We start from the raw sequence: 11,978 nt of genomic DNA on the forward strand, positions 1-11,978 counted from the left end.
TCAGTTCATACATAGTTCTCTGTTGGAATTTGACGCAGTGGCTGGGCTGCTGAAAGGTCTCCCATACCAATCGAGGTATGTTTTTTCGATATGCGCGTCGAAGCGTGTGAAAAGCGGGAGAGGCAGGAATGGCTGCGGAAGGCGTCGAATACGAGCAGGTGATCTATGAAATGCCGGCTCCCAAGGTGGCGCGGATCGTGATGAACCGGCCCAGTCGGCGCAACGCGCAGGGCATCACAATGACGTACGAACTGGACGACGCGTTCAAGCGAGCCTGTCACGACGAACAGATCAATGTGATTATCCTCGCCGCCTCCGGCGATCATTGGAACTCAGGCCATGACGTCAGTGGAGAGGGACCGCGCAACCCCTCGCTAGAGCAGGTCACCGGGCTTTGGAGCGACTACGGTGGCAAGGGCTGGGATGGTCCCTACGGTCGCGAGAGGGAAATCTATCTTGAGATCACCGAACGCTGGCGCAATGCGCCGAAGCCGGTAATCGCGGAAATCCAGGGGTCCGTGATCTCGGGCGGAATCATACTGACCTGGATGTGTGATCTCATCGTCTGCTCGGAGGAAGCGCGCTTTCGTGACGCCACCGCAGCGGAGATGGGCATTCCTGGCGTGGAGTTCTGGCAGCATCCCTACGAGATGAGCGTCCGTCAGGCGAAGGAATGGTTGATGACCGGCGGTTGGATGACTGCGCAGGAAGCTGAACGGCGGGGCATGGTCAACCATGTCGTCCCGCGCGGGCAGTTGACGGCGCGAACGCTCGAGCTGGCCGAGACCATCGCCGCCCGGAATCCCTTCACCATGAAGCTAGTGAAGCAAGCAATGAACTTCGCGCAGGACCAAATGGGGCGCAAGGCAACGGTGGACTTTGCTTTTCATCTTCACCAGATCGGGCATATGCAGGCGATGCTCACCAATGGGATTCCGATCGACATCGATAGCATGCCCCCTGCGATGCGCGCGACCATCAATAAGGCGCTAGCTGCGCGTGAAACTGCATCTGCAGGTTAGAGCTTCTGGCCTTCGACGCGGTCGGCATCCGCGTACTACCGGGGAGTTCGTAACAAGGATGGCGCCGTCTCCGTTTCTTAACGTTGGCGATGACCACTCTCAAGCATTCGAGAGCAAGGCAACAGCATGCAACTGAGTGGGACTGGAGAGGAGCTTCCGCGTGGTTTAATCGAGTCTGGCCCGGAAACCAGTTTCGCCGCGCATTCCCGGCGCCCCAGCCGCCTGCCGATCGGACGCAAAAGCAGCTATGGTGCGGGACAACTTGTCGAACTAATCATCGAAAGCACGCTCAACATTTTCGTGCTTTTCTATGCGACGGCCGTTTGTGGATTGCCGGGCGGGCTCGCAGGTCTTGCGATCGGTGCTGGAGTAGTGATCGATGCGGTTGTAAACCCAGTGATCGGATCTCTTTCCGACGGTTGGCGCTCGCGCTTCGGCCGGCGGGTTCCATTCATGGTCGTCTCATTGGCGCCGATCCTTCTTACGTTTAATCTAATTTTTGCGCTCCCATCAGGGCTCTCGCAAACCGAACTATTCCTGTGGCTCATGCTGTTGTCGGTGTCTTTGCGCATCGCGCTGTCAGTATTTACCGTACCCTATCTGGCCCTCGGCGCTGAGCTCACTGACGATTATGATGAGCGCTCATCGGTTGCGGCATGGCGTTGGGGCATCGGCATCATGGGCACTGTGGCCGTGATCGTGCTCGGCTACGGTGTATTTTTTGCCGGGCCAGGCGGCGTGTCGAACCGCGCAGCATACCTGCCGCTAACGTTGACACTGAGCGCAATACTGTTGGCAGGCGCGCTTGTCTCCATCCGACAGGCACTTGCGGCGCGGGAGTTGGAACATGAGGTCGTGGCCTCAACCCAAGCGATCCATCTCCGGCTCTTCGGTGAAATGAGCGAGGTATTCCGCCATCGGACCTTTCGCATCCTGTTTGCCGCAGCCTTGCTGTTCAACATTGAAGCGGGGATGTATCAGGCGCTGGGGCTGCACGTTATAACCTTCTTCTGGCAATTGAACCCCACGCAAATCCAGGGGATAGGGATGGCCTCTGTGCTTGGATTAGTGCTTGGAGCTCCGATCGCCGGACTGATTTTGAAACGCATTGAAAAGCGAACGATGCTTATGTCCAGCATGATCGGCATGGTGGCCTGCCACGCATTGCCAGCGCCCTTCAAGATGCTCGGACTGCTACCGCTGACCGGGGGCGCACTGCTTGGTGTCCTCGCTGTCGTGGCGTTTCTAGCGGGAGTGGCGATGGCGTTGTCGATTATTGGATTTGTATCGATCATCCCCGACGCTGCGGACGAACACGAATATGAGTTCGGCACACGGCGCGAAGGCCTCTATTTCGCAGGTTGGTCGTTTGCCACTAAGACGGCGACAGGAATAGGTGTCTTGATTGCGGGCGTGGTACTGCAAGTTGTCGATTTTCCACGAGATATCTCTGAGCACGACGCCGCAGCCGCTGTTTCCGAAGAAACGGTGACGTGGCTGGCGGTTGCTCACGGGCCAGGGGCGGCATTACTATCGTTAGGTGGCATCGCGTTGGTGCTGCTCTACCGCATCAACAAGCGGCGCCATGCGGGGATCGTTGCCGAATTGGCTGCGCGCAAGAGCGTTTGAGATGCGCCAATCGGAGCCAGCGCGCTTTGTCACGGCGTTCCGGGAATCGCAACACGCGAACACGATACTCCTACCGCAATTGTGCCGATGCGATGTCGCGAGCCCTGAGAACAGGAGGGATTAAATGACGGACGTGCAGGGGCGCACCGCATTCATCACGGGCGGCGCAAACGGCATTGGACTGGGCATCGCCCGAAGTTTCGCGCGTGCAGGTGCCAAATTGGCGTTGGCAGATGTGGATGCTGCCGCACTCGCGCGCGCTAAGGCGGAGTTGCGGGGCATGACGCCGGTCGAGACCTATCAGCTGGATGTCCGCGATCGCGATGCCTACGCATCGACAGCAGAGGCGGTTGAACGCTCATTGGGACCGGTGTCGCTGCTGTTCAATAATGCCGGCGTGGCCGGCGGTACTTCAGCCGGTAAACTCACCTACGAGTCGTGGGACTGGTACATCGGCGTCAACCTCAACGGCGTCATCAACGGTATTCAGACGTTTCTTCCGAGAATGATTGAACGGGGCGAGGGTGGGCATATCGTGAATACGGCTTCGGGCGCGGGGCTTGTCGCGACCACATCGGGGGTGCTGTACACGACCGCCAAGTTCGGTGTGGTCGGGATGTCGGAGGCTCTCAACCTCGATCTAGCGGCCGCTGGCGTTGGTGTCAGCGTGCTGTGTCCTGGTCCAGTCGCGACCGACATCATCCAACGATCGGCAGCCGCTGCTCCGACGACCGGAACGCCGTTGGCAGATGAAGAGAGACGGCAGGGCGCCGAACGTATAGCTGAAGCGATTGAATATCTGAATCAAGGCGTCAGTATCGATGATGTGGGTGAGATGGTACTCAAGGCGGTTCGCGATAATGCGCTCTACGTTCACACCGATCGCAGCGCGGCGAAACTGATCCAGGTCCGGACCAAAGCTCTTCTCGACGCCATGCCTGACTAGCTGACGGTCAGTTGCCCAATGGAAATCATATGACTGATATCGCCGATCGCACAGCATTCATCACCGGAGGAGCCAACGGCATTGGACTAGGTATAGCCCGGTCGCTTGCGCAAGCAGGTGCCAGGCTTGCTCTTGTCGATCTCGATGCGGCCGCACTCGCGCGCGCGGAGATGGAGTTGTGTGCAATAACGGATGTCTTCACCGCGGTACTGGACGTGCGCGACCGGGATGGTTACGCGCGCGTTGCGGATGAGGCTGAGGCGAAGCTCGGACCCGTATCAATCCTGATCAACAACGCGGGTGTTTCTGGGGGCACCCGCGCGAGCAGGCTCACCTATGAGCTTTGGGATTGGGGCATTGGGATCAATCTAGGTGGCGTAATCAATGGCGTGCAGACCTTCCTGCCCCGGATCATTGAGCGTGGGGGCGGCGGTCATATCGTCAATACGGCTTCAGGCGCAGGACTTGTTCCGCCCGTTCGGGAGGGGAGTACGCTATACACGACAGCCAAATACGCGGTCGTCGGGATGAGCGAGGCGCTTGGCTTGGAACTTGAATCTCAGGGGATAGGTGTGACCGTACTGTGTCCAGGGCCGGTGGCGACCGGCATCATTGAACGCGCACTGGCTTCCCGCGCGGCAATCTCAGAGCCGATATCCGCGGAACAGCTCTCGAAGACGGAGGCCATGAAGACCTACCTTGCGAACGGCATGTCGCCCGATGCGGTCGGCGACATGGTTCGCGAAGCAATCTACAAAAACCGCCTCTACGTTCATACTCATCGCGAGGTGATCGGCAGGATCGAGGCACGCACAAAGGCTCTGCTCGACGCTATGCCGCGCGAAGCGTGACCCGAACAAATCCGGAAGTATTGGTATGCCGCCCGGAACGCTCGTTTATGCGAACTGTTCGCCGCGTACGAGCTTCCCGGGAGTTTCGCCGGTCCATTTGCCATCCTCGAAAGTCACGACGCCCGACTTGATCGTCTGGCGATAACCCTTTGCGGTCTGCAGCAGGCGCGTTCCGCCGGCGGGCAGGTCCCGCACTATCTCCGGCGGGCTGAGCGAGAGTTTGCCTAGATCGATAACGTTGAGATCGGCGAGCTGGCCGACCTTTATCGCGCCGCGGTCGTGCCAGCCGACATGGCGGGCATTGCGCTGGGTATAGCCATGCACCAGCGCCTCAAGCGGTATCTGGTAGCCCGACTTCGAGCCTTTCGACCAAAGCCCGATGGTTGTCGTCGGGAAGGAAGCATCGCAAATGAAGCCGCAATGCGCGCCACCATCGGAGATCCCGTAGAGCGCGTGCGGCCCCGTCATCATACCGTACACATCGTCGAGATTACCGTAGGAATAATTGTTGAATGGCAGGTAGATGAGCCGCTGGCCGTCATCTTCCAGAAACGTATCGTACACATAGTCGTCAACGTTGCGACCGAGGCGATCAGCCTCGGCCTGGAGCGAGCTCTCGGCGCTCGGCTCGTAATCGACAGGGTCGTTCATGCGGAACATTCGCATGTAGCCCTTTGTGATTGCTCCGGCGTTGCCGGTAAGGTTCACGACTCTAGCGTGCTCGGAAAGGATCTGGGCCTTCACCTCGGGCTTATTGAGCTCCGCGACAAGCGACTCGCCTCGGAGCGTTGCAGAGAGCTTGATGTAGGTTGGGCACGCAATGTAAGGGGTCATGGACGTGGAGAAAGAGAGGATGGCTCCGATCGGGCGTGGTGCGACCTGTGCGCTGACGTCCAGGCCGGCGGCACGCATCCCAACAATCTCTTGAAAGATCTGACGCCAACGGTCAGGCGCGTCGTCGTTCTGTTGAACGGTGAAGGAAAGCTTGCGACCTGTTTGCGCGGCGAGCGAGCGGATGAGGGAGAGCTCGCGCGCCGCAAATTCATCGTCGTTGGTGAGATAGGCATCGGAGATAAGCTGGATCACGCCTCTCCCGGCTTGATCAAGTGCGCGAGTGATACCGAGAAGTTCATCTTCCGATGCTGTCAGGGTGCCGACATTTTGGCCGTCCTTCGTGCGATGAAACATCGTGCGCGTGGTGGAGAAACCTAGCGCGCCAGCCTGAAGTGCTTCATAGGTCAGCTGTCGCATACGCTCGATCTCGTCGGCGGTCGGCGTGGCGGTATGGTCGCCGCCGCGATCCCCCATTACATAGGTGCGGAGCGGTGCGTGGGGCACATGCGCGCCGATGTCGATGGCGTAGGCTCGGCGCGAGATGGCGTCAAGATAGTCGGGGAAGCTTTCCCAGTCCCAGGTGAGGCCCTCATGAAGCGCGGTGCCGGGGATGTCCTCCACGCCTTCCAGCAGGCGAATCAGGAAATCATGTTTGTCGGCCCGCGCGGGGGCGAAGCCGACGCCGCAATTGCCCATGGCGGTAGAGGTGACGCCGTTGATCGAAGACGGTGCGAGCATCGCATCCCACGAGACCTGGCCATCATAATGTGTGTGGATATCGACGAAGCCGGGCGTGACGACGGCGCCCTCGGCGTCGACCGTACATTTGGCGGTGCCTTCGACCTTTCCGACGGCAACGATCTTGCCATCCTTCACGCCCACATCGCCGCGGAATTTCGGTGCGCCGGTGCCGTCGACTATCTCGCCACCCTTGATGATTAAGTCCATGACGGCGTCTCCATGTGAATTCGCGCCGCCAATGCGCTATGGATGGGCGGCCTTTAGTGGAGGGGTTTAGCCACATCAAGGCGGGGGAACCAATTCCCTTTCTTCCCAAGCTATTCCTCTCCCGGCCAACCTCCCTGACTGACGTGATTGCGATTGGTGCAATTTGTGGGGCATGTCGACGCCGCCTCATACGGTGAACCAAGTCATCGAACATCCAGATCGCCGAAATCTCCTCGCACGGCATGCCTTTTTGTTATGGCGACGCCGAACTAGGAATTTGTTTTAGGTAGCCAGCTGCTGCCTAGATTGGCCTGAGAAAGCCTGCGACCGCGTGCGCGACTCGAAATGAAACTGTGCATGCGGCACGTCGGGTTTGATTGCTTTGGAGGGGCAATCAGGGGACCAGGGGGGAGAGCATCTTGGCGAGCCGGGGCAATACAATCTTTGTGCGTCCTACTTCGAATGTGGACCTTCATGGGTGCCCGACCGTCTGATTTGCAAAGCGCTGTCGGAGTCTTGCTGGCAGTTCCCTTTTCATGTTCAGCCGTAGTCAACAAAAGCCGTCTCCGGCGTATGCCAGACGAGTAGTTGTGGAAGCGAAGCTGGTTCAAGAGACGCACAATCGAGGAGGGATAAGAAAGTGAGTATCGGGAAAGAGGTGAAGAAGGGCCGTCGCCGGGGCGCATCAGGCATAGTGGCTCTGACCACGGCAGTTATCGCCATCGCACTTTCGGTGGCACCGGCTTCTGCGGTGGAATACAAATTCGGCGACGCTACATTATCGATTGACTCGATTGCGTCGACCGGAATCACGGTCCGAGCGTCGAAGCAAGGCTGCATGTATATCCGTGTGGCCTCGGGCGGGTGCTTGGATGGAACTGGAAACAACGCCAGCGCCAACACCGATGATGGAAACATCAATTTCGAGCAGTGGGACATCACCAACGCATCGGTGAAGATCGTTTCGGACTTCGAACTGCGCTGGGAAAATTTCGGCGCCTTCACACGCTTCAAAGCTTATTATGATCACATAATCTACGATCGTGCGGGGGAGAGCAGCACTGCTTATGGACGCCGTCCGACAAGCGACGCGCTACGGGGCGACGACTCACGCAGGGCTGGACGGGGATTCGACGTTCTCGACGCTTTTGTCTTCGCGGATTTCGATGTCGGAAACATGCCGACCTCCATGCGGGTCGGAAAGCAGGTCATCAATTGGGGTGAGAGCCTTGCGATCCAGGGAGGCATCAACCAGTTCAATTCCATCGATGTCGCCGCCATCCGCACGCCGGGTGCTGAGCTGAAGGAAGCGCTATTGCCCGAAGAAAGCGTTTACGTAAACGTTCAGCTTCCCGCCGATTTGAGCTTCGAGGCATTTTACGCCTTCAACTGGCGCCAGACGGAGCTCGATCCTGTTGGTACCTTTTTTTCCGGCACGGACATCCTGGGACCTGGTGGGGCTTATCTAAACATTGGTAATGATACGCCTAGCCCCATTAACGCGGGCACGATCCCAATCGCGGCCGGCGACACACCTGACAAGCAAGGACAGTACGGCGTCAAGCTCGGACACTGGGCGGACTGGCTCAACCAGGGTACCGAGCTTGCCTTGTACTATGTGAACTATCACTCAAAATTGCCCTATGTCGAATTTACCAATGGCGCTCCTGCCTCTATCGACGGCGCTCTCTGCTTTCCTGCCCCGACCTGCGGCCTCCCGCTGCAGAATTACCGGGCAGCCTATCCCGAGGATATCAAACTCGTGGGTACGAGTTTCGCCACCACGGTTGCAGGTACGGCACTTGCTGGCGAAGTGCTCTATTCCTGGAACATGCCGATGCAAATCAGTGCTGGCGAATTGCTCGCAGGGCGCTGGGTGAACAACATCGGCCTCCCGGTTGCAGTACTTCCTTACGATCAGACGCCGGGCGCTTTCTCGAGGGGCTATTTCCGCGAAGACGTGATCAACGGCCAGTTTTCGACGATCACGACCTTGAATCCCTCAAGTGCAATTCCAGAGTTTTTCGGGGCCGATCTCGCGATCTTCATTGCCAATTGGGGCTTTCAGTACCTGCCCAGCATCAGTGACGACAGGCTATCGGTGTTGAGCGGCGGGCGCGGTTCAGACATCTCACACCCCAATCCATTCGTCCAAGGACTTTTGAACCCGAACCAACAGCTTGTACACGCCGATACGTTCTCGCATGGCTACCGGCTGATTGGAGCGGTAGATTACAACAACGCCTTTGGAACGCCCTGGAAGCTATCTCCGAACATTCAGTGGCAGCATGATCTTGCCACTTCGGCGGGCACGATCGGGCCGGGGTTTATCAATGATCGGAAAATCGTTTCTGTTGGTGTGACGGGCGAATTGCGGAATGTATGGCGTGCAGAAGTTCGCTACACGAACTCATTCGGCAATCGCTTCCAGAACGTTATGCAGGACCGCGACTTCATCTCGATGAGTGTGTCCTACGCTTTTTGATCCTCGACCCCGGAGCCAGTTCTTATCGAGCAATCTCCGGGCTTTCAACAAGAAGCCGACAAGCAGCCCGAGCCGGGAGCTCCCTCTGCCCCCACGGCTTGCTCAAGTCAGCATCCCTCAACACCTGAAAGGCGCGGCCTCAAAGCCGCGCCTTTTCTTTCCGACTCGGCATGCCCTTTTGTCATGGCGGTGCTGAACTAGGAATTGGACGGGATCGCCAACTGACACCAGATTCAGCGTATTCCACGCGGTAATTGGGTGCCCATGGCCTGAAACTAGGCAAAAAATTGGCGGCGCCCGCAGACGCGCGTCCATGAGGATCGGAAGCGGAGGAAACGGGAATCATGAATTTCCACGATGACTATGTGATGACCATCGACGGTACGGCTGTGGCGAGTGAAGCGACGATCGATGTGGTCAATCCCGCGACTGGCAAGCCCTTCGCTTTCGCTCCCGACTGTTCGAAAGCACAGCTGGATGCGGCGGTGGCCGCCGCCGGCAGCGCCTTCAAAAACTGGCGGCGCACGCCGATTGCGGAGCGTCAGGCCATGGTGGCGAAGGCCGGCGACCTGCTGGTTGCCCATGCCGATGAAATGGCCCGCCTTTTCACGCGCGAGCAAGGTCGGCCCGTAGAGCTGGCAAAGCGGGAGATTGTGGGCGCGGGAATGTGGATGACGGCGGTTGCCGAGATGACCCCACCCGTGCACGTGTCCGAAGACAGCGACAAGCAATTCATCGAAACCCGCTATGTGCCGCTCGGCGTGATCTGTGCCCTTGCGCCGTGGAATTTTCCGGTCAACCTCGCCATGTGGAAGGTCGCTCCTGCGCTGGTTGCAGGCAATACCATGGTACTGAAGCCCAGTCCCTTCACCCCGCTATGCACTCTGAAGATCGGTGAGCTTTTTGCCGACGTTTTTCCCGCCGGTGTGTTCAACGTAATCAGCGGCGGCGATGAGCTTGGTCCGATGATGACCCGCCACCCCGGCTTCGCCAAGATCAGCTTCACTGGCTCAACCGCCACGGGCAAGCGGGTGATGGAAAGCGCAGCCAGGGATCTGAAGCGCGTGACGCTGGAATTGGGTGGCAACGACGCTGCAATTGTACTTCCCGACGTGGATCTGGATGCTGTGGCCCAGAACATATTTCTCGGTGCTTTCCTAAACACGTCCCAGATATGCGTAGCAACCAAGCGGCTCTACGTGCACGAAGACATATATGACGGGCTGCGGGATCGACTGGTCGCTATTGCCCGTACAACCAAGGTGGGCGACGGTGCCGAGCAGGGTACAGTGCTGGGGCCGATCCAGAACAAGCGTCAGTACGATCGTGTAGTTGCATTGTTGGAAGACGCAAAAGCCAACCGACTGACTCTGATCCACGGCGCAGCTATTCCCGAAAGCGATGGATATTTTGTCCCTGTCACCATCGTAGACAACCCACCGGAAGATTCCCGCGTTGTGCAGGAGGAGGCGTTCGGCCCAATCTTGCCGATGCTGAAATTCTCCGACATCGACGATGTGATTGATCGAGCCAACGCCAGCGAATATGGCCTCGGCGGGCAGGTGTGGTCTGCAGATACGGACAAGGCCATTGAGATTGCACGGCGCCTGGAAACGGGAACGGTCTGGGTGAATCAAATGCTCAATCTGCGCGCCGATACTCCCTTCGGCGGACATAAGCAGAGCGGCTTTGGTGTCGAGAACGGTATGGAGGGCCTACTTGAATATATGGTGCCCCAAGCGGTTTACGTGGCCCGGTAGAAATGTCCAAGCTTTCGATATCGTCAATCATTCAGGCGCATGCCCGGCGAAAAGGTTCCGCACCCGCCGTCACCTATCCTGACGGTGCGTTGACCTGGAGCGAACTCGACAAACGCTCAAACCAGCGAGCTCGCCTGCTCGCCTCGCTGGGTGTCAAGCAAGACAACCTTGTCGCAGTCATGCTGCCGAATGGCAGCGAGTTCCACGAAGCCGTGGTGGCTGTCTGGAAGGCGGGCGCGACACCATGCATCCTGCCGTCCAAGCTTCCCGGCCGTGAAGCTAGCGACATTCTCGCGCTTGCGCGGCCGGCGGCGGTGATTGGCGACATATCGGCCGCTTTTAATGGGGCTCGGATTGCTCGCGGCGCCGCCTTGGACCAGTTCAGCGATGCCCCCGTGGAAGACGCCGGCGCCGCACATTGGAAAGCGGTTACGAGCGGCGGCTCCAGCGGCCGGCCCAAGATTATCCTCGATAGCATGCCGGCGTTCATCGACCCCGCCGCTCCACCCTATGCTGGCGTTGGACTCCCAACCGATGGGGCGATGCTCAACCCCGGACCGCTCTACCACAACATGCCGTTCCTTTTTACCAGCTTCGGCCTGATGACAGGTTCGCACGTCGTCGGCATGAGCCGCTTCGATGCCGAGGAATGCCTGCGACTGATCGAGCGGCACCGGATCGAGTTCATGGCGGTCGTGCCGACGATGATGCAGCGGATATGGGCGCTGCCGGAAAGCATCCGCACATCCTACGATATTTCCTCGATCAAAACCGTCTGGCACATGGGGGCGCCTTGTCCGCAATGGATCAAGCGCGCATGGATAGATTGGCTCGGTCCCGACAGGATTTTCGAGGCTTATGGTGGAACCGAAGCCGGAGGCTGCGCCATTACCGGCCGCGAATGGCTCGCTAAACCTGGCTCGGTCGGCAAGCCCGCTCCTGGAACCTTACGCATCCTTCGAGAGGATGGTACGGAAGCAGAAATTGGTGAGATCGGTGAAGTTCACTTCCCTGCTGCCGCGAGCGGCAAGTTCCGATACATCGGAGCGGAATCAAAAAAGGATGCATCGGGCGGCTACTCGATCGGCGATCTCGGGCATATCGATGAGGACGGCTATCTTTTCCTGGCGGATCGTAGATCCGATCTAATTCTGCGGGGAGGCGCGAACATATATCCAGCCGAGGTCGAGGCCGTGCTGGACGAGCATCCGCTCGTTTCATCCTCGGCCGTGATTGGTTTACCGGGCGGAGATCTGGGTGAGCGGGTTCATGCCATCATCCAGTTGCACGAAGGTCGACAACTCGACCTGGCATCTATCGTCGCGCATGTTGGCGAGAAGCTGTCCAAATACAAGCATCCGGCATCCTACGAACTGAGTGTTGCACCGCTGAGGGACGACGCCGGAAAGGTTCGTCGATCCCGTTTGAAAGAAGAGCGACTGGTGTGGCTTGAGGAAGGGCGGGCGTTTGAGTTGGCGCCTGACCTCGGGGAGAAATGAAGAT

At 58.6% G+C, this 11,978-nt stretch carries 8 protein-coding genes; 7 read left to right on the forward strand and 1 reads right to left on the reverse strand.

Annotated elements, in window-relative coordinates; translation table 11 throughout:
- Positions 1-128 precede the first annotated feature (128 nt).
- From PLAV_RS05180 to PLAV_RS05195, 4 genes are all read left to right on the forward strand, one after another.
- The gene (locus tag PLAV_RS05180; RefSeq protein ID WP_012109896.1) at positions 129-1,022 is read left to right on the forward strand and encodes an enoyl-CoA hydratase; all 894 of its coding nucleotides are present in this window, start codon (positions 129-131) and stop codon (positions 1,020-1,022) included.
- Between the two features lie 126 nt (positions 1,023-1,148).
- Complete coding sequence (locus tag PLAV_RS05185; RefSeq protein ID WP_012109897.1) at positions 1,149-2,651, forward strand: MFS transporter; 1,503 nt, start codon at positions 1,149-1,151, stop codon at positions 2,649-2,651.
- Between the two features lie 124 nt (positions 2,652-2,775).
- A complete protein-coding gene (locus PLAV_RS05190) occupies positions 2,776-3,597 on the forward strand; it encodes an SDR family oxidoreductase (RefSeq protein WP_012109898.1) in 822 nt (273 codons plus the stop codon).
- A 29-nt stretch (positions 3,598-3,626) separates the two neighbouring features.
- The gene (locus PLAV_RS05195; protein WP_012109899.1) at positions 3,627-4,448 is read left to right on the forward strand and encodes an SDR family oxidoreductase; all 822 of its coding nucleotides are present in this window, start codon (positions 3,627-3,629) and stop codon (positions 4,446-4,448) included.
- A 45-nt stretch (positions 4,449-4,493) separates the two neighbouring features.
- Here the strand turns inward: PLAV_RS05195 and PLAV_RS05200 are convergent, their stop codons facing one another.
- On the reverse strand, positions 4,494-6,230 hold the full coding sequence (locus PLAV_RS05200; protein ID WP_012109900.1) for an N-acyl-D-amino-acid deacylase family protein: 1,737 nt from the start codon (positions 6,228-6,230) through the stop codon (positions 4,494-4,496).
- A gap of 640 nt (positions 6,231-6,870) precedes the next feature.
- Between PLAV_RS05200 and PLAV_RS05205 the strand changes: the two genes are divergently transcribed.
- The 3 genes from PLAV_RS05205 (at position 6,871) to PLAV_RS05215 (ending at position 11,974) form a co-directional block, all read left to right on the forward strand.
- Positions 6,871-8,715 carry a DUF1302 domain-containing protein gene (locus PLAV_RS05205; protein ID WP_245545221.1) on the forward strand — a complete coding sequence of 615 codons (1,845 nt, stop codon included), beginning with the start codon at positions 6,871-6,873 and terminating at the stop codon, positions 8,713-8,715.
- Positions 8,716-9,059: 344 nt separating this feature from the next.
- Complete coding sequence (locus tag PLAV_RS05210; protein ID WP_012109902.1) at positions 9,060-10,475, forward strand: aldehyde dehydrogenase family protein; 1,416 nt, start codon at positions 9,060-9,062, stop codon at positions 10,473-10,475.
- A 2-nt stretch (positions 10,476-10,477) separates the two neighbouring features.
- Entirely contained in the window at positions 10,478-11,974 is a 1,497-nt protein-coding gene (locus PLAV_RS05215; protein ID WP_012109903.1) for an AMP-binding protein, read from the forward strand.
- The last annotated feature ends 4 nt before the right edge of the window (positions 11,975-11,978 follow it).

It is taken from the genome of Parvibaculum lavamentivorans DS-1 (assembly GCF_000017565.1).
GTDB classification, from domain to species: domain Bacteria; phylum Pseudomonadota; class Alphaproteobacteria; order Parvibaculales; family Parvibaculaceae; genus Parvibaculum; species Parvibaculum lavamentivorans.

Excerpts from the sequence above, each read along its gene's own strand:
- PLAV_RS05180 (WP_012109896.1), top strand. The coding sequence starts at position 129 with ATGGCTGCGGAAGGCGTCGAATACGAGCAGGTGATCTATGAAATGCCG.
- PLAV_RS05185 (WP_012109897.1), top strand. The coding sequence starts at position 1,149 with ATGCAACTGAGTGGGACTGGAGAGGAGCTTCCGCGTGGTTTAATCGAG.
- PLAV_RS05190 (WP_012109898.1), top strand. The coding sequence starts at position 2,776 with ATGACGGACGTGCAGGGGCGCACCGCATTCATCACGGGCGGCGCAAAC.
- PLAV_RS05195 (WP_012109899.1), top strand. The coding sequence starts at position 3,627 with ATGACTGATATCGCCGATCGCACAGCATTCATCACCGGAGGAGCCAAC.
- PLAV_RS05200 (WP_012109900.1), bottom strand. The coding sequence starts at position 6,230 with ATGGACTTAATCATCAAGGGTGGCGAGATAGTCGACGGCACCGGCGCA.
- PLAV_RS05210 (WP_012109902.1), top strand. The coding sequence starts at position 9,060 with ATGAATTTCCACGATGACTATGTGATGACCATCGACGGTACGGCTGTG.
- PLAV_RS05215 (WP_012109903.1), top strand. The coding sequence starts at position 10,478 with ATGTCCAAGCTTTCGATATCGTCAATCATTCAGGCGCATGCCCGGCGA.